Here is a 24,903-nt window from a genome sequence, read left to right on the forward strand (position 1 = left end):
TCAGTCGTCCAGACGGACCGGCATCAGGAGTGAGAAGGTGTCCTCGTCGTCGGGTCGGCGGATCGCCAGCGGTGCCGTGGGCGCGCCCAGCTCTAGGACCAGCTCGTCCCGGGCGCCGGCGGTGAGGGCGTGCAGCAGGAACTCGCGGTTGACGGCCACGTTGTCCTGGGCGTCGTCACCGTCGTCGCACACGACCACGGTTCCGTTCCCCGCCACCCGGAGCACGCTGAGGTCGTAGGGCCCGCCGTTCGGCTCACGGGTCCCGCTCGTGCGCACCGGACCGGTCTCCAGGGTCTGGCGGAAGGCTGCCGTATCGACGTGGGCCCGGCGACCGGCCGGGAGTCGGACGAGGCGGCGGTAGTCGGGAAACTCGTGGCCGAGACTCCGGCCGGATGTCTGACGGTCGCCGGCCTCCAGCGTCACGAGGTCGCCGTCCATCGTGAGTTGGACGGGATCCTTGCCGGTCAGCAGCGCCCGCATCGCGTCGGCGAGCGGAAGGGGCACGACCACCTGCGTCCGAGGCCCGCCGTATCCGGTCGAGCGTGCCCGTGCGACGGCCATCCGGTAGCGGTCGGTGGCCACCAGATGGAGCGCCCCTCCCTCGAAGTCGAACAGGATCCCGCCGAGCACGGGCAGGTCCCCGTCGGTGCTAGCGGCGAAACGGACCGTGTCCAGCGCGGCGGCCAACTCCGGTGAGGGGAGGGACAGTCGGACGGAAGCGGTGCGGAGCGAGGTCATGGGGTCGGTCTCCCTGCGGTCGAGTAGGGCTCGAAGCGTGGAGAACTCGCTGCGGGCGTCGGACAGCCCGAGTTCGAGACGGCGCAGGTGCGCCTCAAGGAGACCGCGCACCAGGTCCGTGTCCGTGCCGGCCCAGCCGGCCAGCACGAGCCGGATGTCGGCCAACGGCATGCCCGCCCGGCGAAGCCGGGCCAGCAACCGGGCCTCCTCCAACTGCTCGGGCTCGTACCAGCGGTACCCGCTGACCGGGTCCACCCAGGCGGGCACCAGCACACCGGCCCGGTCGTAGAACCGCAGCGCGCTCACGCTCAGCCCGCAGTCCCGCGCCAACTCCCCGATGCTGCGCATCTCGTTCTCCACACCCGTAACTCTGAGCCCTCGACAAGGTCGAGGGTCAAGGACCTGTACGTTCAGGCGATTCAGGCGTACGGACGCGCAGGACAGAAGTTCAGTGGAGCAGGGGAAGGGCGAAACGTTGAGTCGAGCGGCCAGCGCGGTGCGGTCGGTGGGTGGGCGCAGGGTGTTTGTCGTGTTGGGTGTTGTGCTTGTGGTGTTGGCCGGGGGCATCGTCGGTCTGGTGCTGCTCGGGGATCGTGCTGTGTCCGATGCGGGCGCCGAGGAGAGGAACTGCTGCTGGGAGAAGGGCGTCACTCCCGCCGGGCTCGGCGAACGGATCGGGATCAGGATGCCCGAGGAGGCCACGGACCGGAGGGCTGCGGTGAAGCGCAACTCCCGGTACAGCACGGGGATTCTGGCGTTCACCTTGGCTGAGGACACCGCGAACGGTTATCTCTCCCGGATGGTGCCCGAGGGCACCCGGATGATCGCCAACATCGCGCCGGAGCCCGACGCGTACAAGGGGGACGCCCCGTTCACGCGTCTGGGACTGACCGAGCCGGAGACGATCACGTCGGACCTGAGGAAGACCTCGCTCTGCCCCGAGGACACCGGGACTCCGGAGGGCAGGCGTCTGCGGAGCTGCGTCGACATCTACGCCCATGACTTCGCGTCGGGCCGTACGAGGATCTACGTCCGGTCGAGTTCAGGGTGACGTCCGTACGCTGTGTCAGCGTACGGGCACGTTCTGTGGACGGTACGGGCGGGTTGCCGTCACTCTGGGTGCGGTCGTTCGCGGAGGTGCCGCGGGGGACGTACGCACGTGGAGGTGGCCGCGTATGACGGACCGTAGCGATGTGAAGGCTTGCGTGGGGGAGCGTGAGCCTGATCCGTCCGACAGTCTGCGGACGTTCGGGGCGGTCGTCCAGGCCCTGCGCGAGCACGCCGGGTTCAGTCGCGTCGAGTTCGGGACGCTGGTGCGGTACTCCAAGTACACCGTGGAGTCGGTGGAGTTGGGGCGCCGGATGCCCGACGAGCGGTTCGTGGAGCGTGCGGAGGAGGCACTGGGAGGCACTGGGCAACACGGGCGCGCTGCGGAAGGCGGCGGGTCATCTCACGCGCGGCGAGCCGGGGTTGGCGGCCTGGTTCCGGCGGTGGGCGCGGCTGGAGAAGGTGGCGGTGAGTCTGTGCACGTATGAGTGCAGGCTCGTGCCGGGGCTTTTGCAGCCCGAGGGGTACGTGCGGGCCGTGTTCGACAACAGTGTTCCTCCGCTGTCGGACGAGCAGTTGGAGGCCCAGGTGTTCGCGCGGCTGGAGCGGCAGCGGATGTTGTACGAGCGGCCGAACGTACCGTTCAGCTTCATCGTCGAGGAGCATCTGTTCCGGCGTCGGCTCGGCGGGGCCGAGGTGACGCGTGGGCTGCTGGACCACGTGCTGGAACTGACGGCGCCGCGCAATGTGACCCTTCAAGTCATGCCGCTGGACACCGAGTTCCACGCGTGCCTGGACGGTCCGGTGCGGTTGCTGGAGACCCCGGAGCGGCGACGGCTCGCGTACTCCGAAGGGCAGCAGAACGGCCGCCTGATCTCCGACGCGAAAGAGGTGAGCCTCCTCTACCAGTGCTATGACACACTGCGCTCGCAGGCCCTGAACCCCAAAGAATCGCGGAGCCTGCTGGAGCGACTGCGAGGAGAGCTATGAGTACGACGGAACTCGCCTGGTTCAAGTCCAGTTACAGCGGTACCCAGGGGGACGACTGCGTGGAGGTCGCCGTCGGCGAACAGGCCGTCCACATACGCGACTCCAAGGACGTGACCCGGCCCCACCTCGCCGTCGGGCGTGACGGGTGGGCCCGGTTCGTGGGGTTCACGGTGCGCGGAGTACGAGCAGAGTGATCTCGCTGGGGGCGAAGACGCGGAACGGCGGCCCCCAGAAGCCCGTGCCGCGGCTCGTGTAGAGCTGCGTGCGGGTGCCGTGGCGGCTGAGGCCGGCCAGGGCGGGCTGGTCGAGGCCGACCAGGTGGTGGAAGGGCCAGATCTGGCCGCCGTGGGTGTGACCCGAGAGTTGCAGGTCGATGCCCGCGGCCGCCGCCCGGTCGACGAACTTGGGCTGATGGGCCAGGAGCAGGACGGGCAACTCGGGATCGGCGCCGTCCAACGCCCCGGCGAGATGCGCGCCGTGGCCCGCCACGCCGGAGGACTCGGCGGTGACGTCGTCCACGCCAGCCACCACGAGCGTGTCGCCGCCGCGTTCGAGCAGGAGATGACGGTTGCGCAGCGGCTCCCAGCCCAGCTCGTCCATCAGGTCGACCCAGCCCTGGGCCTCGCTGTAGTACTCGTGATTGCCGGTGACGTACACCCGGGCCCGGGTGGCGCGCACGGTGCCGAGGGGGAGGGCCTGGGCGCGGCGGCGCTCGGCGGTGCCGTCGGCGATGTCGCCGGTGTGGCAGACGAGGTCGGCGTCCAGGGAGTTGACGGTCTCGCACACCCGCTCCGACCAGCGGGCGCGGTCGAGCGGGCCGTAGTGGGTGTCGGTGATGAGGGCGACGCGGGTGCCGTCCAACCCGGCTCCCAGCCGGGGGAGTTGCACGTCGAGTCGGCGCACGCGCGGCACGCGGCGGGCCTCGGCGTATCCCCAGACGAGCAGGACGGCCGTCACACCGAGGACGGCCCAGGTGACGATCCGGGCCCGGTCCTGCCCCTCGCCGACGCCGGCCACGGTCAGCGCGAGCCGCAGGAGGACGCCGAGCAGCACGGACCAGGTGAACAGCACCCAGCTCGCGCCCAGCAGGGTCGCACCGACGATCGCCGCCCGGTCCTGCTGGCGCCGACCGTGACCGCGCGCCATCGCGAGCGGCATGACGACGAGACCGAGCGCGAACAGGGCGGTGCCCGCCAGCGTCACGGGCAACGGCCAGTGCTGACCGGCGAACAGCAGCACCCAGCAGGGCACGGCCCACAGCAGGACGGGCGCGATCAGGGGGACGTACCGCATCACGCGGCGCAGCAGCCCCCTCCGCGGCGCATCCGCCCGTGCCTCCGCCTCGCCGTCGACGGGCCGGGCATCGCTGGTGTCGGTCACGCTTCCCCTCCTGACCGGGTGCCGTCTCGCGCGTCGCGCGCACTGTATCCACCCCAACGTCGGCGACCCCGACGGCGTTCCCCGCCCGCCCCGCCCGCCCGAGTGACGGTGATCACGGACACCTCCCGGGGTGTGCTGCGTAGGCTGGTGTCGTCGTAAGGTGTGAAAACAGCCCTTGACCTGCATATACGCAGGCAGGGAGCCTACTCTTGGACCGCGCCGCTGCCGATCAAGGGCTTCGCGGGGGTCCTGCGCCAGGACCTTGATGCGGTACTGGCCGGAGTGGCCCTGGACTACAGCTCCGGCGTCGTCGAAGGGCACGTCAATCGACTCAAGACGCGGTAGCGGCAGATCCTGACTCCCGGACTCTTGTCAGTAGCGTCGTCTACTGTCTCGCGCCATGGGCTACGACATCCACATCACCCGGCGTGAGGACTGGTGGGACGAAGGCGGACCGGGGATTGCCACGCATGAATGGGAGGCAGTCGTGGAGAGTGACGCCGACCTGTCCATGATTCCTCCACCGTCTGAATGGAGCGGGCCCTCTCAGTGGTCTGCAGTGATGACCACGCATCCTGACGAAGAGCGGTTCGGAACCGCCTTGCACTGGGCGTCGGGAGAGATCAGGGCCAAGAACCCGAGCGACATTCTGATCGCGAAGATGCGCCAGGTTGCGAAAGCTCTCAACGCGCGGGTCCAGGGAGATGACGGCGAGTACTACGACGAGTGACATCCGGACGACGTCACAGCCCGTGAACCATTCACGAAAATCTTGCCTGAACCAACTTCACATATCGCCGTCAACACCATCGCTGCCTGCGCGCGCATGCCCGCCACGGTGTAGAGGCACGCCGCGCTCAGCCGACGTCGATACCCGTCAGCGGCATGGTCGTCGGGCGGCCCGCAGCGGATCTGCGCGGCCCCACCGCAGGTGCGGATCCCGCGGTTGGCCTCCGCTGCCGAACCGGCCAGCTCCACCAGGCCCTGGGCGGGTGGCGACTTCAACTGCCCGGTCAACCCGACGAACACGCGCAGCGCCACCATCTGCGACGGAAGCAGTTACACGTCCTGCGCCCCGGGCTGCGGCGGGGAGGGCGCCGGGGCAGGACGGGCGCGGGTGCAGGCGAGCAGGTCGTGACCGGCCGCCGACAGGCGTGCTGCCCACCGCACCGGCCGGCCCGGCCGCGACGAGAGCTCTGCGCGCGTCTCGCGGTCGGCCATCTCCACCCACTTCGCAGGTTGGTGCGTCACGCGATCGCGTTCGCCACCACGTGGGTGCCGCAGAAGCTCGGGGCTGCCAGGCAACTTGGGGCCGACTCCTTCGATCGTGTGATCTACTCGCGCTAAATCCAAAGGACCGGAGGGCCGCGCGCTGTTACGGTCGGGCGCTATGAGCTGGCTTCCCGATGACTTCGTCCACCCCGTCCTGGTACCGCTGCCGGGCAGTGGTCACCACCTGCGGCCGATCCGGGAGGCGGACACCCCGCTCGACTATCCGGCTGTGATGGGTTCGCGCGAGCGGCTGTGGACCATCTTCGGCCCGGCCTGGGGCTGGCCTGCGGCCACCATGACCTACGAGGCCGACCAGGCCGACCTGTTGCGGCACGAGAAGGAGATCGCCGCACACCAGTCCTTCAACTACGCGCTGTTCGACGCGGAGGAGACAGCTCTGCTCGGCTGCGTCTACATCGACCCACCGGAGAGGGCCGGCGCGGACGGCGAGATCTCCTGGTGGGTGGTGGACGAGCTGGTGGACAGCAAGGTCGAGCAGGCCCTCGATGAGCTGGTGCCGCAGTGGATCGCCGCCGACTGGCCGTTCGAGCAGCCGCGCTTCCTCGGCCGAGAGATCTCCTGGTCGGACTGGCTCGCCCTGCCGGAGCACTCCGACGCGTAAGTAGCTCTTGTCGTACCGACGGGTTCGGTTGCGGGTCGAACTTGGGTGCCACACGCGTCGCCTTGGGCCGCACTCCTTCAATCATCGCCGGAACGACCTTGAGGCCCGACAGACTGGCGAGTTGCCGTCAGATCGCAGACCCTTCGTCGGCCCGCTCACGATCGGCCAGGACGTGCATGATCCGCTGGTAGTCCGGCGGCAGCACCGTCACGTCCAGTTCTTCCCGCCGCACCGGCACCACAGAGCCGGGCGCCGCCCGGACCACCGCCGGTTCCGGCTCAACCGGCCGGGCATGGGAAGCTCGCAACGGCCCGTCTCCCGCTCGCCGCGCGGAAGGTGAGCGAACTGGACGACGACTCGATCATCGTCAACGAGGAGTGGCAGAAGCACACCGTCGGCGAGCGCGTGAACGTGTGGCTCGGCGACGGCACGAAAAAGTCCCTGAAGATCGCCGCGGTCATGACCATCGGCACCGGCGACAACGGCGTCCATGTCACCCCGCGCAATGCCCCCGCGGCACCCGTCGACCGGGTCGACGTACGCCTCGCGGACGGTGCCGACGCGGGCACCGTGGCCGCTGGTCTGCGGCAGGCGGGTGCGTGCGTCGGGCGGGGTATCTCACTGGCCAACACGATGGTCATGGCGACCTCCGACCGGGTCCGCGAGCTGGCTGTGCCACGGCTCGCCGGCGCAACCGGGTGGCAGGTTCTGCGGCTGGTGTGCGCCGAGGCGCTGATGGTGGTCATGGTCGGCGGACTGCTGGGAACGCTGGTCGCCGGGTTCAACCTGATGGGCATGTGGAGCACGCTGGGCCTGCTCTCGGTGCGGACGTCCATCGAGGTCCCGTGGGTGACGCTCGCGGCGGCCCTGGGTGCCTGCGCGGTGCTCGCCGTGAGCTCGGCGGTCGCTCCGGCCGGTCTCTCCCTGCCCCGCGGGCTCGGAACGCACCACGAGGTCCCGACGTCCGCCGAACGACCGCACACCGATGTTCACGCCCTCAGCGTGTCGCCGTCGGGCGACCGGCGGTGCCGAGGGATGTACTCGCTTGCCCGGGACGATCGCCGTCGTGGGGCAGCCTATGACCAGGCCGGGGCCGGACTAGTCCGGCCCCGGCCGCCCTCGCCGCGATCAGGGTCCGGGCCGTTTCCCGGCAGCCCCGACGGACGGCCCGGCCGGGTCAGGAACGCCTGCGCCGGGTGAGCACGAGCAGGCCGGCCCCGGCGACCAGGACGCCCGCGGCGATGCCCAGCGGCAGCACCGGGTCGAACCCGCCGGTCCGCGCCATCGGTCGGCTCCCGCCGTGGGCCGTGAGGCCGGGGTCGTCGTCACCGCTCGCCCCGTCGGCCGCGTCCGCGCCGGCCGAGGGGCCCGCCTCCGTGTCACCGGACGGTTCGCCGGCACCCGCGTTCGGGCTCTCCCCTCCCGGCGCCGACGCCTCACCGCCACCCGTGGCGGCCTGCGCGGTGGCTCCGAAGCCGTACGCGCCCCGGTCCGGCGCGCCACCCTTGCGGGTCGCTCCGGTGAAGTCGGTGGTCATGGCCGGGAACGGGGTGGCGGAGCCGATGGCGGGTGAGCCCTTCGTGAGCCGGAAGTCGGCGTCCGGGCTCTTGCCGGGGGCGGTGAACTTCGGGTCGGCGACGATGTCGTGCGGGCCCTTGGTCTCGGGTGCCTTGCCGCCGAAGTAGATGTTGTAGTCGTACGTGACGTTCACGTTGCGGGACGTGCTGTTGGTCGCCTGGCCCGGGCGACCGTAGGCGATGTTGTTGAGGAGCCGTACGTCGGTGCTGTCGTGGGCGAAGATGTTGGCGTAGGGCGTGGTGATGCGGGTGCTGCGGCCGTTGAGGTAGGCCGTGTTGTGGACGATGTCGACGTGTTGGCTCTTGTAGGCGTGGATACCTGAACCGCCGTTGTCGTAGCTGATGTTGTTGGCGACCAGAACGCGTCCGTTGTAGGCCGGCCTCCCGCGCTCGGGGTCGCCCTTCGTCGTGTCGACGATGATGCCGTTGCCGTCCGAATAGCAGTGGCAGCCTTCCCACTTGACCTTGGTCTCGTTGTCGTGGACGCGGTTGCCGGTGATGCGGATTTTGTACGTCCGGGGGTCGCCGCCGCCGGTGTCGCGGGGCGTGAGGACGGAGATGCCGCTGGTGCCGTAGACGGTGAACCAGGCGTTGGAGTGGACGTGGTTGCCGATGATGTCGACGTGGTCGGCCTCGATCGCGGAGATCCCGCCGCCCGCGCAGCCGTGCACCAGGTTGCCGGTGATGTCGACGTGGTGGGGGTACGTGCCGGACTCCCGGTTCTTCTCCACGGATATGCAGTTGGTGTTGTACGTGGGGTCGGTCTTGCTCGAGGAGCGTTCGGCGTCGGCCAGGGACAGGGCGGCGTTGTTGCCCTTGACCTCCAGGTTCTCGATGACGATGTGGGACGCGCCGTAGACGCTGATGCCGTTCCAGGCCGTCCTCGGGTTCAGGACCGGCCGGTGGCCGGGATACGCCGTGAAGGTGATGGGAGCTCCCGGACGCCCCGAGCGTTTGATGGTCAGCACGTTGGATCCCTTGCGGGGCTCGGTGTACGTGCCGTTCATGACGGCGACGACGTCGCCGGGCTCGACCAGGTCCGCGGCCTTCTGGAGGGTGCGGAAGGGGGATCCGGCCGACGTGCCGGGGTTGGAGTCGCTGCCGCCGGGGCTCACGAAGTAGGTGGGGGCGGGCGTCTTCGCGGGCAGGGACGTACGGAGGACGCGCGCGTCGACGGGAGACGGGGCGGGGGCGGGGGAGGCGGGCTGGGGGCGGCGCGGGGTGGCGCTCCTGGGCGCGGTGGGGGAGGGCCTCCCTGTCGTCGTCATCACCGGCGGACTCACCTGGGAGGCCGTACTGCGCGTGTCGGCGGAGTTCTCCGCCCCCGAAGGGACCATGGCGAGGCCCGTCACGACGAGCGCGGCCACCCCGGCGGCGACGGTCGCGCCCGTCGCCTTGGCGGACAGCCCGCCGAGCAGACCGTGGTCGCCACGAGTGCGGCCGGTCGTGCGACGGCCGTGCCCGCGGGGCGCCGGCCGGTGAGCGGTGTGCCGGCCGATGGCGGCCGGGTGGGGGTGGCCCCCGGAGCCGGCGGCACCGGCCCCGACCGGGTCGTCCGCGCCCGGGCCCGGCCCGCCGACGGCATCCGGCGGACTCCCCGCCTCGCCGAGCGCCGGCTGCTCTGCCGGCCCGGTCCACCCCGTCGCCCCGGCCGCTCCAGGATCTCCCGTGCGGCCCGGTACGAGCAGGGGCAGGCCCGCGAGCAGCCGCTCGGGCGGGACGAGTCGGCCGGCGGGATGACCGCACGGCTGGCAGGAGCGCAGGTGCCGGGCGATCCGCTTGCGCAGCAGGGGGCTGGGATCCGGGTCACCCGGGCCGGCGAGCTCGGTCAGCTCTGCGCAGCGCGGGGTGCGGGACAGTGCTCGGACGACCGTCCGCGCCACATCCAGCTGGCCCTTCATGCGCTGGACCTGGACCGCCAGATGAGCCGCCGGAAGGTTCACAGCCGCCGCGATGTCTTTCCGGGACAGCCGTCCGCACGCCTCCAGCCACCACAGCGACAGTAGGTCGCGATGCGACGGGTCGAGCCACGCGGTGGCCGCGGCGACCTGCCGCTGCTCGGCGGAGAGCGACTGGCGCAGCAGGAAGAGGGTCGCGAAGTCGGGTTCCGGTGCGTGCCGTTCGTCGGCGTGCTCCAGGGTCGTCAGCCGGCCGGACCGCGCCCGGCGCCGGGCGTCGGTGAGCTGACGGACCGCGATGGCCACCAGCCACGAGCGGAACTTCGCCGCGTCCCGCAGTTCCGGCAGTGCGCGGATCACCGCGACCATGGTGTCCTGCACGATGTCGTCGACATCGAGGTCTCTCTCCGCCGCCCGCCCGACGACGTTGTAGACCAGCGGCAGCACTCCTGCGGTGAGCCGCTCGACGGCCCCGGCGTCCCCGGCGCGGGCTGCCTCGACCGTGCGGCGGTCCGGAAACGTGTCGGCCCTGTCGGACCCGTCATGTCGCATGCGATACATCCTCGGACGAGAGCAGATGTGGCTGCTCTGGTGAGCGGTTGTCGCAGCAGGAGACGAGCGGGCGCCCCGGGCATAACACTTTCCACACCTCCGGGCCCCATGAGCACGGGGGTGCCTCCGTGAACGCGAAGGGAATCGGAGCCCTTCACCGCGGGGCGGATGACGCCGGATGGCGCCCATCCGCCGAAGGCAGTCTCTTCCGGTTCGTAGATGGCCCGTGTCCAGGAACCGAGGACGCCGGCACCGACCAGCTCGTCCAAGGCGGTGTCGAGGGCCTTCTCGGAGTCCGGGTGTTCGGGGCGGAAACGGAGTCGCCACCAGGGGAATTTCCGCAGGAACGGCCATGGGGCCAGTTCCGACTCCTGGGAGGTCAGGACCGGGAGCCGCCATGTTCCCTCTTACGGCGTTCCGGTGTGGATGGGAGGAGTGGGCCAGTCGGCCTATGACGGCGCGTGGTTCGAGTTCCGGCCGAGGGCCTTCGCTCCTGACCACCGTCCAGACCGTCCGCGTGACAGTGATCACGGACGTCCTTCGGGAGCGCTGCGTAGGCTTGGGCTGTCGCCGCGGTGGGGTCCGCGAGCGTGGGCGAAGCCCTCCGCGATCACCTGGCGAGGCGTCAGGGAAGTCGGCAAGTGGTCAGCATGAGTCCAGGAAAACCTGGGGAAGGCTGTCCGGACGTGCGACGCGTTGTAAGGTGTCGAAACAGCCCTTGACCTGCATATACGCAGGCAGGGAGCCTACTTTTGGGAGTGTCCCGATGTTGCGCACCATGTTCAAGTCCAAGATCCACCGTGCCACCGTCACCCAGGCCGACCTGCACTACGTGGGATCCGTGACCATCGACGCCGATCTTCTCGACGCCGCCGATCTCCTTCCGGGAGAGCTGGTGCACATCGTCGACATCACCAACGGCGCGCGGCTGGAGACGTACGTCATCGAGGGGGAGCGCGGGTCCGGGGTGGTCGGGATCAACGGTGCCGCCGCGCACCTCGTGCACCCCGGTGATCTGGTGATCATCATCAGTTACGCTCAGGTGGCCGACGCCGAGGCGCGGGCGCTGGTGCCGCGGGTCGTGCACGTGGACCGCGACAACCGCATCGTGACGCTGGGCGCCGATCCCTCGGAGCCGGTACCGGGCTCCGACCAGCAGCGCAGCCCGCAGGCAGTGACCGCCTGACGGGGACACCGTACGCATCGCACCGGGAGCATCCATGAGCGACCCCATGAGCGACCCCAAGAGCGGCACCGTGAGCGGCATCGAGATCCGGGACGACCGGGCGGCGGGGCGCCTCGAAGCCGTCGGGGACGGCGGTGAGGTCGTGGGCCGCATCGAGTACTTCGTCCTGGAGGCGCCCCGGCCGGCGCTGGTCCCGGTGCACACGATCGTCGAGCCCGCCCATGAGGGGAAGGGCATCGCCGGGTCCCTCGCGCGCGAGTTGTACGGCATCTCCGCGCGTGAGGGCGTCCCCGTTGCCCCGCTCTGCCCGTACGTCGTCAAGTGGGCCGCCCGGCATCCGGAGGAGGCACCGGCCGCCGATCCTGAGCTGCTCGGCGCGGCCAAGGACTGGCTGCGCGCGCATCCGGGGCGGTTCTGAACGGCGATGCTTGCGCTGTTGCACACCTCGCCTGTCCACGTTCCGGTCTTCGATGCCCTGCGCGATGACACCCATCCGGGGTTGGAGCTGCGGCACCACGTCGATGAGGAGCTGCTGTCGCGGGCCCGTGAGCATGGGCCGGACGCGGTTGCCGACGACATCCGTGGCGTTCTTGCGCGGGTGGCTGCGGGGGGTGCGCGTGCCGTGCTCTGTACCTGTTCGACGATCGGGGCGGTGGCGGAGGCCGCGGGATCTGTGGTCGGGGTGCCTGTCCTGCGGGTCGATCGGCCGATGGCCGCGGCGGCGGTGGCTGCGGGGGCGCGGATCGTTGTCCTGGCGACTGTGGAGAGCACGATCGCGCCTACGACCGAGCTGATCGAGGAGGAGGCGGGGCGGGCGGGGCGGTGCGTCACGGTTCGTGCGGTGCTTGTCCCTGGTGCGTTCGAGCGTTTCGCTGTGGGGGACGGTGAGGGGTATGTGCGGCTGGTCGCGGGTGCTGCGGATGCGGTGAGCGGGGTGGATGCCGACGTGATTGTCCTTGCGCAGGCGTCGATGGCGCCGGCGCGGGAGCTGACGATCACGTCCGTTCCTGTGCTGGCCAGTCCTGGGCTGGGGCTTGCGGCGGCTGCTTGGGCGGCGTCCCAGGGGTGAGGTTGCGTGGCTGCGGGACGGTGGGGGTGTTCGCGCAGTTCCCCGCGCCCCTAGGGGATGACGGTGGGCGTAGCGTGAGGGGGTCCCGTGGCAGCTGACCCCGGCGTCTGCGACTGCGGGCCCGGTGGGGGCCGGGCGCGCAGTTCCCCGCGCCCCTGGGGCGTGACTGTGGGGGTCGGCTGAAGGGTTCGGTTGCTGTTAGCCCGGTGTTTGCGGGTGCGGGCCGGTGGGTTGTTTGCGCAGTTCCCCGCGCCCCTAGGGGGTGAGCGTGGGCGTTGGCTGAGGGGTGCCGGGCGCGCAGTTCCGCGCGCCCCTAGGGGGGTGACGGTTGGCGTTAGGTGAGGGGTGGGCCCGGTTCTGGGGGCGGAGTTGGTTCCGGGCCCGGGGGGATGGGGTCCGGGGGGACCGGGGGTTGAGGGGCCGGGGGCTGGGGGATCGGGTCAGGGCCTGGGGTCGGGTCCGGGCCCGGGGGAGGCGTCGGGGGTGGGACCGGGGTGGGGTACGGGTCCGGGGGGACGGGGGGTGGGGTTGTCATCGGGGGCTCCCGGCAGGGTCGCGGTGTCGGCTCTGGACTATTCCCCCGCGTACCCGGCGGCGCTCCGGGCACTCACCCGCTCGGCCCCCCACGGGGACTCCTCAGCCGACGCTCACCGTCGCCCCCCAGGGGCGCGGGGAACTGCGCGCCCAGCCCCCACCGGCCCGTAGCCATGGGATCCAACCGTCACCCCCCCAGGGGCGCGGGGAACTGCGCGCTCAGCCCCCACTGGCCCGCAGCCGCATACGTCGGGTCCGCCGCCCCGGCACCCCTCAGGCGACGCTCACCGCCGCCCCCCAGGGGCGCGGGGAACTGCGCGCTCAGCCCCCACCGGGCCGCAGCCGCAGACGCAGGGTCCGCCGCCCCCGGCACCCCCTCACGCGACGCCCACCGTCACCCCCCAGGGGCGCGGGGAACTGCGCGAACACCCCCACCGGCCCGCACCCGCAGACCCGCCCCCGCCCACCACCCCCTACGCCTCCACCTCCCCCCGATCCCCGCCCCACAGCGTGTGGAAGGAGCCCTCGCGGTCCACACGCCGATACGTGTGCGCGCCGAAGAAGTCCCGTTGGCCCTGGGTCAGCGCCGCAGGCAGTCGTGGGGCGCGCAGCGCGTCGTAGTACGCCAGGGCCGCCGCGAAGCCGGGTGTGGGGACCCCCTTGCGCGTCGCAGACACCAGCACCTCACGCCAGTCGTCCTGCGCCGCCGCGATCTCCTCCGCGAACGTGGCGTCCGACAGCAGGCTCGGCAGGTCGGGCCGGGCGTCGTACGCCGCGCGGATCCGGTCCAGGAACGCCGCGCGGATGATGCAGCCGCCCCGCCAGATCGACGCGACCGCCCCCAGGTCGATGTCCCAGCCGTACTCCTCGCTGCCCGCGGCGATCTCGTGGAAGCCCTGGGTGTACGACACGATCTTCGAGGCGTACAGCGCCTGCTCCACCCGGTCCGCGAAGGCCGCCGCCTCCTCCCTGCCGAGCGGCGTCGGCGTCGGCCCCGCCAGCTCGCGCGAGGCGTCCCGCAGCGCCGCGTGCCCCGACAGCGACCGCGCGAACACCGCCTCCGCGATGCCCGACACCGGAACCCCCAGGTCGAGGGCGATCTGCACGGTCCAGCGCCCGGTGCCCTTCTGCTCCGCCCGGTCCACCACCACGTCCACGAACGGCCGCCCGGTCGCCGCGTCCACATGCGACAGCACCTCGGCCGTGATCTCGATGAGGTACGAGTCCAGCCGCCCGGTGTTCCAGGTGCGGAAGATGTCCGCGATCTCCGCCGGCGTGAACCCGCCGACGTCCCGCAGCAACTGGTACGCCTCGCCGATGAGCTGCATGTCGGCGTACTCGATGCCGTTGTGCACCATCTTCACGAAGTGACCGGCGCCGTCCGGACCGATGTGCGTCACGCAGGGCGCGCCGTCCGCCGCCTTCGCGGAGATCCGCTCCAGCATCGGCCCCAGCGAGTCGTACGACTCGGACGGGCCGCCCGGCATGATGCTCGGCCCGTGCAGCGCGCCCTCCTCACCGCCGGAGATGCCCGCGCCGACGAAGTGGATGCCCTGCTCGCGCAGCTCGCGCTCCCGGCGCCGGGTGTCGGCGAAGTGCGCGTTGCCGCCGTCGATGATCATGTCGCCGGGTTCCAGCAGCGGGGCGAACTCCTGGATCACCGCGTCGGTCGGCTCACCCGCCTTCACCATGACGACCAGGCGCCGGGGCCGCTCCAGGGCCTCCACGAACTCCTTCGCGGTCTCGGCGGGGACGAAGATGCCCTCCTCGCCGAACTCCTCGACCAGGGCGTGCGTCCGCGCCGCGGTCCGGTTGTGCAGCGCGACCGTATAGCCGTTGCGCGCGAAATTGCGGGCGAGATTGCGGCCCATCACCGCGAGTCCCGTGACGCCGATCTGGGCTGACGTGGAGGTGGTCATACGACTGGCTCCTCAAGGCTGGAGAGGGATCCGGCTGCGAAAGAAATCCCGTACCCATGGTGCTCCATCCAGCCCGTCCCCACATGGCCGCACCCGCGACCAGGGCGGCTGATTGCCGCCTTGTCCCGGCCGGTCGGCGGCCCTTATTTTTGCCCCTCCTGACGCATGTCGAGGGGGATCTCCATGGCCGTACGCGGCCGGCACCGCCGGTATCAGCCGAACAGGATCAACCGGGCCTCGCTCACCGTCACCGCGAGCGGCGCCGGCATGGCGATACCGCTCATCGGCACCGGCGTGGCCCAGGCGGCCGACGTGGACACCTGGAACAAGGTCGCCGCGTGCGAGTCCACCAACAACTGGCACATCAACACGGGCAACGGTTACTACGGCGGGCTCCAGTTCTCCCAGTCGACCTGGGAGGCGTACGGCGGCAAGCGGTACGCGCAGCGCGCGGATCTGGCCACCCGGGACCAGCAGATCTCGGTGGCCGAAAAGGTGCTGGACGGCCAGGGGCCCGGCGCCTGGCCGGTCTGCTCGGTCCGGGCCGGTCTCACCCGCGGCGGCGACACCCCCGCCATCCACCCCAACGGCACGTCCGGGCAGGCCAAGGAGACCACCAAGACCACCAAGACCTCCCTGGAAGACGTGCGTCCCCAGGCCACACCCCAGTCCCGCGCGGGCAAGGCCGAGATGTACACGGTGGTCCGCGGCGACACCCTCTCCGGCATCGCCGACGAGCAGGACGTCCGCGGCGGCTGGCGTGGCCTGTACGCCGCCAACCGCACGACCATCGGCGGCGACCCCGACCTGATCATCCCGGGCCAACGGCTGCGCGTGGACGCCCCGGCGAAGAAGCAGAACAAGGAGAAGCCGAACAAGGAGAGCCACAAGCCGGCGGAGACCAAGCAGAAGGCCAAGTCCAAGGAAAGAACCGAAACCGGCCATTCCCTGGTCGCCCCCGTCAGCGCCGCCGCCGGTACGCCGTACCACGCGAGCGGTTCCTCCTGGTCGAAGGGCTATCACACGGGCGTCGACTTCCCCGTGCCCACCGGCACCTCCGTGAAGGCGGTCGGCGCGGGCACGGTGGTCAGCGCGGGCTGGGGCGGTTCCTTCGGGTACCAGGTCGTCATCCGGCACGGCGACGGCCGCTACACCCAGTACGCCCACCTGTCCGCGATCTCCGTCCGGGACGGGCAGTCGGTGAGCGGCGGCCAGCGCATCGGCAGATCCGGTTCCACGGGCAACAGCACGGGCCCGCATCTGCACTTCGAGGTGCGGACGGGGCCCGGGTTCGGTACGGATGTCGACCCGCTGGGCTATCTGCGGGCCGGTGGCGTCAGGATTTGATCCGCACCCGATGCCGGTCCACGACCGGCATCGGGATGTACGCGCCGCCGTAGAGCGAGCCGTGGAAGAAGACCGGCGCGTCCCCGTCGGGGTCGTCGGGGGTGTCGTCGCCGTGGACGGTCTCCCCGGCGGCCGCCGCTACGAGCACGTCCGCGGCCGGCACCAGGGTGCCCTTCCGCAGCACCACGGGCACGGGCTCGGGCACGGGCTCGGCGGTCACCGCCGCCTTCTCGAGGCCGCCCTCGGACGTCTCCACGGCGCCCGCGCCCGCGCCCGCGTCCGCGCCCTCCGCCCGCGCCGCCTGCAACCGCTCCGTCGTCAGCAGGATCAGCCCGCCCGCCGCGACGACACCGCAGCCCAGCGCGAGCAGGGTGCCCGTGCTGCCGTAGCGGAACGTCTCGCCGAACATCGTGATGCCGACGGCGGCCGCGACCACCGGGTTGACCACGGTCAGCGTGGCCAGCGGGGCCGCGAGGCCCGCGCCCCGGTAGGACGCCTGGGAGAGCAGGATGCCGGCGGTGGCGAGGACGCCGATCACGGCGAGCGAGGGCACGTCGGCCGCCGAGACGCCGCCGGTCCAGTCGACCGCGACGGTCTTGGTGAACACCGAGGACATGCCGAACGCGATACCGGACGCGGTCGCCAGCAGCACGCTGCGCACGGCCGGGTGCCGGTGCGCGGCCCGCCCGGCGGCCATCAGCGCCACCACCGCGCCGGCGGTGACCACGGCGACCGTGATCCGCTGCGGGGTGCTCAGGGACTGCGCGTCGGAGGCGCCGACCAGGGACAGCAGACCGGCCAGACCGACCGTCGCCATGATCGCGCCGCGCCAGGCCGTCGCACCGGCCTTGCGGCCGACGAAGAGCGCGGCCATCGGCAGCGCGAAGACTATGGTCAGCGCGCCCAGCGGCTGGACCAGGGACAGGGGGCCGTAGGCGAGCGCCACCACATGGAGCAGACCGCCCAGGCCGTTCAGCGCGACCGCCGCCCACCAGCTCGCGCGGCGCAGCGGCGCGTACTGTTCGGCGTCCGGGGAGGACACCGCGACCCGCTCCTGCACGATCGCGCCGGCGGCGTAGGCCACGGCGGACACCAACGACAGAACCACGGACAACGCGAGGGCGCTCATGAGCTGCTCCTCTGCGTGAGGGCGGGGCACGGGGCCCGGCGTGGCGAACGGTCGGCTTCCATGAGCAACACGATGCCCTGTCGATCTGTTCCCGTCGTCGTCCCTGAGCACGCATTGGGTCCTACTGCCGATGGAGTACGACCGGCCCCCGGTCCTCCCTCAGGTGGGTGACCCCTGGGGGATCCCCCCGATCGCCGACCCCGACCTCCTTGGTACTACTGCACGTCGTGGACCTCGACCCCGCACTTCCGGCCCTCCGCCCGCTCGGCGGCTTCTTCGTCCTACGCCCGGCCGGAGTTCCGCCCCGCCCGCTGCCGACCCTGGCGGAGGTGTACGAGAACCGAACATGGGATGTTTACCGGGATCCGCTGACTTTCCGTGTCCGGAAGGTGGGGCGGGCGCTGCGCACGTCCGAGGAGCGGGTGGCCGCCTCGATCGCGCAGCAGGGGCTCGCGGCCCGGCTCTGGTCGATCACGCTGGGCTGCGCGGTCCTGTACGGCCGGATCCCCGACCTCGATCCCCGGCTGCTGCGCTGGGACCCGGACGGCAGCGCCCCCGACGACCTGTGGCCGGCCGAGATCCGCCCGAGACCGGCAGATACGGCGTCGCTCGTCGCGACCGTCCTCGACGCCCACCTCGAACCCCTCGCCACCACCCTGCGCGCCCGCCACCGCCTCGCCCCCGGTCTGCTGCGCGGCAACGCCGCGTCGGCGCTGGCCGGGGCCGCCCGGCAGCTCCAGGAGTGGGCCCGTGCGCACGGCCGCCCCGATGCCGCCGCGCACGCGCGTGCCCTCACCGCCGACCTCTTCACCCACCCCCTGCTCGCCCCCACCGGCACCCTGACGGAACCGGGGACCGCCTTCCGCCGCCGTAGCTGCTGCCTCTACTACCGGGTGCCCGGCGGAGGCGTCTGCGGCGACTGTTGCTTCACACGGCCGCCGCGCCCTTCCGCGCACGGCCGGTCTGGGTGACCATGTGAGGAACCGGCCGAGGAGAACGGGGGGTTCCGGGTGCGTGTGGGACTGCTGACTCGGGAGTACCCCCCGGACGTGTACGGCGGGGCGGGCGTCCATGTCGAGTTCCTCGCCCGCGAGGTGCGGCGGCTCGTCGACCTCGATGTGCACTGCTGGGGCGAGGGCACCGTCAAGGAGCGGGCGGAGGGCGTCCGGCGCCACCGCCCCTGGTCCGCGCTGGACGGCTCCAACGACGCGCTGCGCACCTTCTCCGTCGATCTCGCCATGGCCGCCGCCCTCGAAGGCCGCGACCTCGTGCACTCCCACACCTGGTACGCGGCGCTCGCCGGCCATCTCGCCAAGGAGCTGTACGGCGTTCCGCACGTCGTCACCGCGCACTCGCTGGAGCCGCTGCGGCCCTGGAAGGCGGAGCAACTGGGCGGCGGCTACGCCCTGTCGAGCTGGGCCGAGCGGACCGCGGTGGAGGCCGCCGACGCGGTGATCGCCGTCTCCTCGGCCATGCGCGAGGACGTCCTCGCCTGCTATCCGACGCTCGCGCCGGACCGGGTGCGCGTCGTGCACAACGGCATCGACACCACCCTGTACCGGCCCGACCACGGCACCGACGCGCTCACCCGGATCGGGCTCGACCCGGACCGGCCGTTCGTGCTGTTCGTCGGCCGGATCACCCGGCAGAAGGGCGTCCCCCAACTGCTGCGCGCCGTACGGGACATCGACCCGGCGGCGCAGGTGGTGCTGTGCGCGGGCGCGCCCGACACCCCGGAGATCGAGCAGGAGTTCCGCGATCTGTTCGGCGCGCTGAGCCGGGCCCGGGACGGCGTGCACTGGATCCCGCGCATGCTGCCGCGCCCCGACGTCATCCAACTCCTCACGCACGCCGCCGTGTTCGTCTGCCCGTCGGTGTACGAGCCGCTGGGCATCGTCAATCTGGAGGCGATGGCGTGCGGGACGCCCGTCGTGGCCTCCCGGGTCGGCGGGATCCCGGAGGTCGTGGAGGACGGCGTGACCGGCACGCTCGTCACCCTGGACGAGGAGTTCGAGACGGGTCTCGCGCGGGCGCTGGACGCGCTGCTCGGCGACCCGGAGGCCGGGCGCCGGATGGGGGAGGCCGGACGGGCGCGCGCGGTCGGGGAGTTCGGCTGGGACGCCGTGGCCCGGCGCACGGTCGCCCTGTACGAGGAGATCCTCAAACAGGCTTAGTTTCGGCCGCCGGGGGCAACCATGGTTCTACCGACAACCATGGTTCTACCAGGGTGAGGGGAGCGGCCCATGCGTCGTGGTGGACCTTCGGTGCTAGGGATCGTGCTGGCGGGCGGCGAGGGCAAACGCCTGATGCCCCTCACCGCGGACCGCGCCAAACCGGCGGTCACCTTCGGTGGCACCTACCGCCTCGTCGACTTCGTGCTGTCCAACCTCGTCAACGCCGACATCCTGCGCATCTGCGTGCTGACGCAGTACAAGTCGCACTCGCTGGACCGGCACATCACCACCACCTGGCGGATGTCCAGCCTGCTGGGCAACTACATCACGCCGGTCCCGGCGCAGCAGCGGCTCGGCCCGCGCTGGTACCTGGGCAGCGCCGACGCCATCCTCCAGTCGCTGAACCTGGTCCACGACGAACGGCCCGAGTACGTCGCGGTGTTCGGCGCCGACCATGTGTACCGCATGGACCCGCGCCAGATGCTCGCCCAGCACATCGACAGCGGTGCCGGGGTGACCGTCGCCGGGATCCGGGTCCCGCGCGCCGAGTCCTCCGCCTTCGGGGTGATCACCCCGGGCTCCGACGGGCAGACCGTCCAGCGGTTCCTGGAGAAGCCCGCCGACCCGCCCGGTCTCGCGGACGACCCGGAGTGCGTGTTCGCCTCGATGGGCAACTACGTCTTCACCACCAAGGCCCTGATCGAGGCACTCCAGCGGGACGCCGAGGACGAGCAGTCCGTGCACGACATGGGCGGCTCGATCCTGCCCCAGCTCACCGCCCGCGGCGAGGCCCGGCTGTACGACTTCAGCGCCAACCACGTGCCCGGCGAGACCAGCCGCGACCGCGGCTACTGGCGGGACGTCGGCACGCTCGACGCCTACTACGACGCCCATATGGACCTGCTCGCCGAGCGGCCCGCGTTCAACCTGTTCAACCGCGACTGGCCGATCTACACCCACGCCAACCAGTTGTCGCCCGCCCGGTTCAACTCCGGCGGCATGGCCAGCGAGTCGATCATCAGCGCGGGCTGTCTGATCCGGGGGCAGGTCACCCGCTCCGTGCTGTCACCGGGCGTGGTGGTCGATCCGGGCGCGGTCGTCCAGGGGGCGATCCTGCACGACAACGTGCGCGTCGGACGGGGCGCGGTGGTGCGCGGCGCCGTCCTCGACAAGAACGTCGAGGTGCCCCCGGGTGCGACCATCGGTGTGAACCCGGAACGGGACGCCGAGCTGTACTCCGTGTCCAAGGCCGGGGTGATCGCCCTGGGCAAGGGGCAGCGGGTGCCCTGAACTTAATCCGCTGTTAACTGTGCGTAGCATGAGCGTGCTTGACCGTAATCGCCCGTGCGGGGTTGACTGACGGTCCACCCGTCGTCGACGCGAGGCAAGCCCGTGACTGCTGATGATCTGCTGGCACCCCTCGACCTGGCGTTCTGGAGCATCGACTCGCCCGAGCACCCCATGCACCTGGGCGCCCTCGGGGTGTTCTCGGCGGACTCGCCCGCCGCGGCCGCCCATGCCGCCGACCTGCTGGCCGCCCGCGCGGCCGCCGTCCCCGGGCTGCGCATGCGGATCCGGGACCGGTGGCGACCGCTCGGCTTCGGGCGGGCGGTGCGCGAGAGCGACCCGGACTTCGACCCCGCCCACCACGTCCGGCTGCATCCGGCGGCCGCCGACTTCCAGGCCGAGGCCGGCCGGCTCATGGAGTGCCCGCTGGAGCGCGGCTGCCCGCCGTGGGAGGCCCACGTCATCCCGGGCGAGACCGGTGGGTCGTCCTTCGCCGTGCTCTTCAAGTTCCACCACGCCCTCGCCGACGGACTGCGCGCCCTGACCCTGGCCGCCGCCGTGCTGGACCCGCTGGACATGCCCGCGCCCCGGCCGCGCCCCGCCGAGCCCGCCCGCGGTCTGCTGCCCGACGTGCGCCGGCTGCCCGGACTGCTGCGCGGCGCCGTCTCCGACGTGGGCCGCGCCCTCGACATCGGCGCCTCCGTCGCCGTATCGACCCTCGGGGTGCGCTCGTCGTCGGCGCTCACCGCCGAGCCCACCGGCACCCGCCGCACCGCCGGGGTCGTCCTCGACCTCGACGACGTGCACCGGGTCCGCAAGGTCGTCGGCGGCACCGTCAACGACGTCCTGATCGCCCTGGTCGCCGGCGCGCTGCGCCGCTGGCTGGACGAGCGCGGCGACGGCAGCGAGGGCATCCGGCCCCGGGCCCTGATCCCGGTCTCCCAGCGCCGTCCGCGCACCGCCCACCCGCAGGGCAACCGGCTCTCCGGGTACCTGATACGGCTTCCGGTCGACGACCCCGACCCGCTCGGCCGGCTCGCGCAGGTCCGCACCGCCATGGACCGCAACAAGGACGCCGGACCCGGCCGGGGCGCGGGCGCCGTCGCCCTGCTCGCCGACCATGTCCCGGCGCTCGGCCACCGGCTCGGCGGACCGCTGGTCGGCCAGGCCGCCCGGCTCTGGTTCGACATCCTGGTCACCAGTGTCCCGCTGCCCGGCATCGGTCTGAAGCTCGGCGGCAACCAGGTCGACGAGGTCTTCCCGTACGCCCCGCTCGCCGCCGGGCAGTCCCTGGCGGTCGCCGTCTCGACGTACCGCGGCCGGGTCCACTACGGGCTGGTCGCCGACGCCGAGGCCGTACCGGATCTCGACCGGTTCGCGCACGCCCTGACCGCCGAGATGGAGACACTCATCACGGCCTGCCGCCCTTGACCGGAACGGGTTTGGAGGAGGGGCCCGGCGCTCCGTAGACTTCCCCGTTCGAAAGCGGGCGCGGTCGGAGCGCCGCACGGCGATCAGGGAACGGCAGCGCGATGACGGTGACAGAGGACGGCCCGGCGGCCATGGACGAGACGGTCTACGGCCCCGGCATCGACCCCGAGCGGCTCGCCGTCTGCCTCGCCGTGCTCGACGAGCTCGACAAGCTGGACGTCGACCACCCCGACGCGATCGCGGTGCGCCGGGCGACCGCCGGGATCTACCGCACGGTGAAGCAGCGCCGCCGCCAGGAGCGCCGGGCCGCCAAGACCGCCCACGACAAGGCGGTCACCGAGGCCACCGCGACCGGCTCCGCGCAGCGCATCGACGACGAGACCGAGGGCATCCTGCCGTCCTCGGTCACCGAGGCCGGGAAGATCGCGGGGATACTCCAGCGCCCGCGCTCCTGCTACACCTGCAAGACGCGGTACGTCGAGGTCGACTACTTCTACCACCAGCTCTGTCCGGAGTGCGCCGCGCTGAACCGCGCCAAGCGGGACGTCCGCGCCGACCTCACCGGCAAGCGCGCGCTGCTCACCGGCGGCCGCGCCAAGATCGGCATGTACATCGCGCTGCGGCTGCTGCGCGACGGCGCGCACACCACGATCACGACCCGTTTCCCCAAGGACGCGATCCGCCGCTTCACGGCGATGGACGACTCGGGGGACTGGATCCACCGCCTGGAGGTCGTCGGCATCGACCTGCGCGACCCGGCCCAGGCCGTCGCGCTGGCCGACCAGGTGGCCGAGCAGGGCCCGCTCGACATCCTGATCAACAACGCGACGCAGACCGTCCGCCGGCTGCCCACCGCCTACGCCGCCCTGGTCGAGGGCGAGAGCGCCCCGCTGCCCGCCGGTGAGCTGCCCGCCCACCAGGTCATCGGCGCCTTCAACTCCGGAGCGGTCGACGGTCTGGCCGCGCTGCCCCTCGGCATCAGCGGGCTGGACGCCCAGCAGGTCGCCGACCTCGCGCTGGTCGCCGGCAACGCCAGCGTGGCCCGGCACCTCGACGGCACCGCCATCGACGCGGGCGGGCTGGTCCCCGACGTCGTCGACACCAACACCTGGGTGCAGACCATCGAGCAGATCTCCCCGGTGGAGCTGCTGGAGACCCAGCTCTGCAACTACACCGCGCCCTTCATCCTCATCAGCAAGCTCCGCCCGGCCATGGCCGAGGCCGCGCGCAGGGCCGGCAGCAAGCGCGCCTACGTCGTCAACGTCTCCGCGATGGAGGGCGTCTTCGGCCGCGGCTACAAGGGCGCCGGACACCCCAACACCAATGCCGCCAAGGCCGCGATGAACATGGTCACGCGCACCAGCGCCCAGGAGATGTTCCAGACCGACGGCATCCTGATGACCTCGGTCGACACCGGCTGGATCACCGACGAGCGCCCCCACTACGACAAGCTGCGGCTGGCCGAGGAGGGCTTCCACGCCCCGCTCGACCTGGTCGACGGCGCGGCCCGGGTCTACGACCCCGTGGTGCGCGGCGAGACCGGCGACGACGTGTACGGGGTCTTCCTCAAGGACTACGTGCCGGGCAAGTGGTGACGCGGGAGGACTTCTAGGGGGCGGCGCGCCGTCGTTCGGCGGTGCGCCCTCAATCGACCGCCCCGAGGCGGGCGTTGCGGGCGGCGACCAGCTCCAGCACCGTCCGCCAGTCCTCCAGCACCCCGGCGTCGAACCCGGCGGTCCTGCCGTCCTCGGCGGCCTGACGCAGCCGGAGCAGATCGTCGTCCGCCGGGACGCCGCGCCACGGGTGCAGCCCGACCAGACGGGCGACCCGGGCGCCCAGCAGCGGACGGACGGCCTCGGCGGCCCGCTCGGCACGGCCCGCGGGGTCGGTGGGGCGCAGCAGCCGGCCTATGGGCTGGACCAGCCCGGTGAGCTGGAGTTCCTTGTCCGCGGGGCGGCTTCGGCGCAGCAGCGCGGCCGTGCGGAGCGCGTGCTCGTGCAGATCGGGCCCGGGAGCGCCCGGACTCCCGGGGGTGTCCCGCACGCCCCGGCAGGCGTACAGCAGGTCCATCAGCTCCTCGACGCCGCGCAGCTCCATGCGTCAGTCCTCCCGAGTCCACCCGCGAGACAGCCGTTCGGTACGTCAGCAGACCATGGCCCGCTTGCCGCCGGGCGAACGCCGGCTGAACTGCGCACCGGACGCTCCCGGAGCCGCCCCGGCCGTGACACGTGTACGCCGGACGGGTGAACACGGTGGGTGCTTTTACAGGGATAAAGGTTCAATTCACCTGCGGGGACATACGGGTGACGTGCCATGGTTACCCCAAATTTTCAGCCCTATCGAGCGACCCCCCGCTCATCTGGTTACTCTGTAGCCGACGGACAGCAGGACGGAGTGCCACCCACACCCACCGTCCGTCTGGGACAAGCCGGTTCACAACGGCCAGCTCTCCTCGGAGCCACCGGCACCACAGCGTCGCCACCGGCTCCAGCCAGACCCCAGGGAGCGTTCAGCGCCGGATCGCAGACTGACCGGCACGCCCCGAGGGTGACCCGACACATAAGGAGTGCGCGGTGACACCGGAGAAGACGAATCGCGAGCAACGTCCCAAGGAACGCCCGGAGCGGGCCGGCCGCAGGCCCGGCGACATCCGCAGCCTCGACGTGTGGGCCCGCTCCGCCCCGATCCGCCTCGCGGGCTACGAGGACGACCTCGCCGAGCCCCACATCCTGCCCAGCGTGGACTGACCCT

The 24,903-nt window shown here is 71.7% G+C and carries 21 protein-coding genes and 3 pseudogenes; 16 read left to right on the plus strand and 8 right to left on the minus strand.

Features of this window, described 5'->3' with window-relative positions; genetic code table 11:
- Nucleotides 1-1,098, minus strand: coding sequence for a DNA polymerase III subunit beta family protein (locus AFM16_RS33305; protein WP_256861376.1), 1,098 nt, complete (start codon nt 1,096-1,098; stop codon nt 1-3).
- A gap of 91 nt (nt 1,099-1,189) precedes the next feature.
- Here AFM16_RS33305 and AFM16_RS33310 point away from each other — a divergent pair, with 91 nt between their 5' ends.
- The 3 genes and pseudogenes from AFM16_RS33310 to AFM16_RS33320 all read left to right on the plus strand — a co-directional run bounded on the left by AFM16_RS33310 (nt 1,190) and on the right by AFM16_RS33320 (nt 2,969).
- Nucleotides 1,190-1,789: a hypothetical protein gene (locus AFM16_RS33310; protein WP_078636144.1), complete on the plus strand. Its 600-nt coding sequence runs from the start codon at nt 1,190-1,192 to the stop codon at nt 1,787-1,789.
- Nucleotides 1,790-1,913: 124 nt separating this feature from the next.
- Nucleotides 1,914-2,775: pseudogene (locus AFM16_RS33315) on the plus strand (helix-turn-helix domain-containing protein).
- The gene (locus AFM16_RS33320) at nt 2,772-2,969 is read left to right on the plus strand and encodes a DUF397 domain-containing protein (RefSeq protein WP_078636145.1); all 198 of its coding nucleotides are present in this window, start codon (nt 2,772-2,774) and stop codon (nt 2,967-2,969) included. The pseudogene AFM16_RS33315 and the gene AFM16_RS33320 overlap by 4 nt, the downstream one beginning before the upstream one ends.
- On the opposite strand, the gene AFM16_RS33325 is transcribed toward AFM16_RS33320, so the two are convergent.
- Nucleotides 2,941-4,155 (minus strand): metallophosphoesterase, encoded by a 1,215-nt coding sequence (locus AFM16_RS33325; RefSeq protein WP_030790483.1) that lies wholly within the window; start codon nt 4,153-4,155, stop codon nt 2,941-2,943. The two genes, AFM16_RS33320 and AFM16_RS33325, sit on opposite strands and share 29 nt — an antisense overlap.
- A 400-nt stretch (nt 4,156-4,555) precedes the next feature.
- Here AFM16_RS33325 and AFM16_RS33330 point away from each other — a divergent pair, with 400 nt between their 5' ends.
- Entirely contained in the window at nt 4,556-4,885 is a 330-nt protein-coding gene (locus AFM16_RS33330) for a hypothetical protein (protein ID WP_030790481.1), read from the plus strand.
- Here AFM16_RS33330 and AFM16_RS40800 read toward each other — a convergent pair.
- Nucleotides 4,873-5,376: pseudogene (locus AFM16_RS40800) on the minus strand (DUF6417 family protein). The gene AFM16_RS33330 and the pseudogene AFM16_RS40800 overlap by 13 nt on opposite strands.
- Nucleotides 5,377-5,545: 169 nt before the next feature.
- Between AFM16_RS40800 and AFM16_RS33335 the strand changes: the two are divergent.
- Nucleotides 5,546-6,049, plus strand: a complete 504-nt coding sequence (locus AFM16_RS33335) for a GNAT family N-acetyltransferase (RefSeq protein ID WP_078636146.1) — start codon at nt 5,546-5,548, stop codon at nt 6,047-6,049.
- Nucleotides 6,050-6,176: 127 nt separating this feature from the next.
- On the opposite strand, the gene AFM16_RS39590 is transcribed toward AFM16_RS33335, so the two are convergent.
- The gene (locus AFM16_RS39590; protein ID WP_179123337.1) at nt 6,177-6,356 is read right to left on the minus strand and encodes a hypothetical protein; all 180 of its coding nucleotides are present in this window, start codon (nt 6,354-6,356) and stop codon (nt 6,177-6,179) included.
- On the opposite strand from AFM16_RS39590, the pseudogene AFM16_RS33340 reads away from it, so the two are divergent.
- Nucleotides 6,353-6,982: pseudogene (locus AFM16_RS33340) on the plus strand (ABC transporter permease); the annotation flags it as partial. The gene AFM16_RS39590 and the pseudogene AFM16_RS33340 overlap by 4 nt on opposite strands.
- Nucleotides 6,983-7,226: 244 nt before the next feature.
- Here AFM16_RS33340 and AFM16_RS33345 read toward each other — a convergent pair.
- Entirely contained in the window at nt 7,227-10,076 is a 2,850-nt protein-coding gene (locus tag AFM16_RS33345; protein ID WP_179123338.1) for a sigma-70 family RNA polymerase sigma factor, read from the minus strand.
- Nucleotides 10,077-10,842: 766 nt separating this feature from the next.
- Here AFM16_RS33345 and panD point away from each other — a divergent pair.
- The 3 genes from panD (at nt 10,843) to AFM16_RS33365 (ending at nt 12,331) form a co-directional block, all read left to right on the plus strand.
- Nucleotides 10,843-11,262, plus strand: a complete 420-nt coding sequence (gene panD / locus AFM16_RS33355) for an aspartate 1-decarboxylase (RefSeq protein ID WP_030798614.1) — start codon at nt 10,843-10,845, stop codon at nt 11,260-11,262.
- Nucleotides 11,263-11,332: 70 nt separating this feature from the next.
- On the plus strand, nt 11,333-11,680 hold the full coding sequence (locus tag AFM16_RS33360) for a GNAT family N-acetyltransferase (RefSeq protein ID WP_030798611.1): 348 nt from the start codon (nt 11,333-11,335) through the stop codon (nt 11,678-11,680).
- Nucleotides 11,681-11,686: 6 nt separating this feature from the next.
- Nucleotides 11,687-12,331: an aspartate/glutamate racemase family protein gene (locus tag AFM16_RS33365; protein ID WP_078636149.1), complete on the plus strand. Its 645-nt coding sequence runs from the start codon at nt 11,687-11,689 to the stop codon at nt 12,329-12,331.
- 1,007 nt (nt 12,332-13,338) lie between these two features.
- On the opposite strand, the gene gnd is transcribed toward AFM16_RS33365, so the two are convergent.
- The gene (gene gnd / locus AFM16_RS33370) at nt 13,339-14,784 is read right to left on the minus strand and encodes an NADP-dependent phosphogluconate dehydrogenase (protein ID WP_078636150.1); all 1,446 of its coding nucleotides are present in this window, start codon (nt 14,782-14,784) and stop codon (nt 13,339-13,341) included.
- Nucleotides 14,785-14,967: 183 nt separating this feature from the next.
- Here gnd and AFM16_RS33375 point away from each other — a divergent pair, with 183 nt between their 5' ends.
- Entirely contained in the window at nt 14,968-16,131 is a 1,164-nt protein-coding gene (locus tag AFM16_RS33375) for a transglycosylase family protein (RefSeq protein ID WP_078636151.1), read from the plus strand.
- Here the strand turns inward: AFM16_RS33375 and AFM16_RS33380 are convergent.
- Nucleotides 16,121-17,260, minus strand: a complete 1,140-nt coding sequence (locus tag AFM16_RS33380) for a DMT family transporter (protein WP_078636152.1) — start codon at nt 17,258-17,260, stop codon at nt 16,121-16,123. The two genes, AFM16_RS33375 and AFM16_RS33380, sit on opposite strands and share 11 nt — an antisense overlap.
- Before the next feature lie 209 nt (nt 17,261-17,469).
- Between AFM16_RS33380 and AFM16_RS33385 the strand changes: the two genes are divergently transcribed.
- The 5 genes from AFM16_RS33385 (at nt 17,470) to AFM16_RS33405 (ending at nt 23,747) form a co-directional block, all read left to right on the plus strand.
- Nucleotides 17,470-18,231: a (2Fe-2S)-binding protein gene (locus AFM16_RS33385; protein ID WP_179123339.1), complete on the plus strand. Its 762-nt coding sequence runs from the start codon at nt 17,470-17,472 to the stop codon at nt 18,229-18,231.
- Between the two features lie 39 nt (nt 18,232-18,270).
- Nucleotides 18,271-19,434, plus strand: a complete 1,164-nt coding sequence (glgA, locus tag AFM16_RS33390; RefSeq protein WP_078636154.1) for a glycogen synthase — start codon at nt 18,271-18,273, stop codon at nt 19,432-19,434.
- A gap of 69 nt (nt 19,435-19,503) precedes the next feature.
- Nucleotides 19,504-20,724: a glucose-1-phosphate adenylyltransferase gene (glgC, locus tag AFM16_RS33395; RefSeq protein ID WP_030798111.1), complete on the plus strand. Its 1,221-nt coding sequence runs from the start codon at nt 19,504-19,506 to the stop codon at nt 20,722-20,724.
- Between the two features lie 102 nt (nt 20,725-20,826).
- A complete protein-coding gene (locus tag AFM16_RS33400; protein ID WP_078636155.1) occupies nt 20,827-22,152 on the plus strand; it encodes a wax ester/triacylglycerol synthase family O-acyltransferase in 1,326 nt (441 codons plus the stop codon).
- A 101-nt stretch (nt 22,153-22,253) separates the two neighbouring features.
- Nucleotides 22,254-23,747 (plus strand): SDR family NAD(P)-dependent oxidoreductase, encoded by a 1,494-nt coding sequence (locus AFM16_RS33405; RefSeq protein ID WP_078636156.1) that lies wholly within the window; start codon nt 22,254-22,256, stop codon nt 23,745-23,747.
- Between the two features lie 49 nt (nt 23,748-23,796).
- Here AFM16_RS33405 and AFM16_RS33410 read toward each other — a convergent pair whose 3' ends face one another.
- Nucleotides 23,797-24,249 (minus strand): hypothetical protein, encoded by a 453-nt coding sequence (locus tag AFM16_RS33410; protein WP_030798118.1) that lies wholly within the window; start codon nt 24,247-24,249, stop codon nt 23,797-23,799.
- Between the two features lie 476 nt (nt 24,250-24,725).
- On the opposite strand from AFM16_RS33410, the gene AFM16_RS38815 reads away from it, so the two are divergent.
- Nucleotides 24,726-24,899 (plus strand): hypothetical protein, encoded by a 174-nt coding sequence (locus AFM16_RS38815; RefSeq protein ID WP_107419207.1) that lies wholly within the window; start codon nt 24,726-24,728, stop codon nt 24,897-24,899.
- Nucleotides 24,900-24,903: the final 4 nt, after the last annotated feature.

The sequence above is a fragment of the Streptomyces antibioticus genome, from assembly GCF_002019855.1.
Classification (GTDB): domain Bacteria; phylum Actinomycetota; class Actinomycetes; order Streptomycetales; family Streptomycetaceae; genus Streptomyces; species Streptomyces antibioticus_B.

Excerpts from the sequence above, each read along its gene's own strand:
- AFM16_RS33320 (WP_078636145.1), top strand. The coding sequence starts at position 2,772 with ATGAGTACGACGGAACTCGCCTGGTTCAAGTCCAGTTACAGCGGTACC.
- AFM16_RS33330 (WP_030790481.1), top strand. The coding sequence starts at position 4,556 with ATGGGCTACGACATCCACATCACCCGGCGTGAGGACTGGTGGGACGAA.
- AFM16_RS33335 (WP_078636146.1), top strand. The coding sequence starts at position 5,546 with ATGAGCTGGCTTCCCGATGACTTCGTCCACCCCGTCCTGGTACCGCTG.
- AFM16_RS33345 (WP_179123338.1), bottom strand. The coding sequence starts at position 10,076 with ATGCGACATGACGGGTCCGACAGGGCCGACACGTTTCCGGACCGCCGC.
- panD (WP_030798614.1), top strand. The coding sequence starts at position 10,843 with ATGTTGCGCACCATGTTCAAGTCCAAGATCCACCGTGCCACCGTCACC.
- AFM16_RS33365 (WP_078636149.1), top strand. The coding sequence starts at position 11,687 with ATGCTTGCGCTGTTGCACACCTCGCCTGTCCACGTTCCGGTCTTCGAT.
- gnd (WP_078636150.1), bottom strand. The coding sequence starts at position 14,784 with ATGACCACCTCCACGTCAGCCCAGATCGGCGTCACGGGACTCGCGGTG.
- AFM16_RS33375 (WP_078636151.1), top strand. The coding sequence starts at position 14,968 with ATGGCCGTACGCGGCCGGCACCGCCGGTATCAGCCGAACAGGATCAAC.
- AFM16_RS33380 (WP_078636152.1), bottom strand. The coding sequence starts at position 17,260 with ATGAGCGCCCTCGCGTTGTCCGTGGTTCTGTCGTTGGTGTCCGCCGTG.
- glgC (WP_030798111.1), top strand. The coding sequence starts at position 19,504 with ATGCGTCGTGGTGGACCTTCGGTGCTAGGGATCGTGCTGGCGGGCGGC.
- AFM16_RS33405 (WP_078636156.1), top strand. The coding sequence starts at position 22,254 with ATGACGGTGACAGAGGACGGCCCGGCGGCCATGGACGAGACGGTCTAC.
- AFM16_RS33410 (WP_030798118.1), bottom strand. The coding sequence starts at position 24,249 with ATGGAGCTGCGCGGCGTCGAGGAGCTGATGGACCTGCTGTACGCCTGC.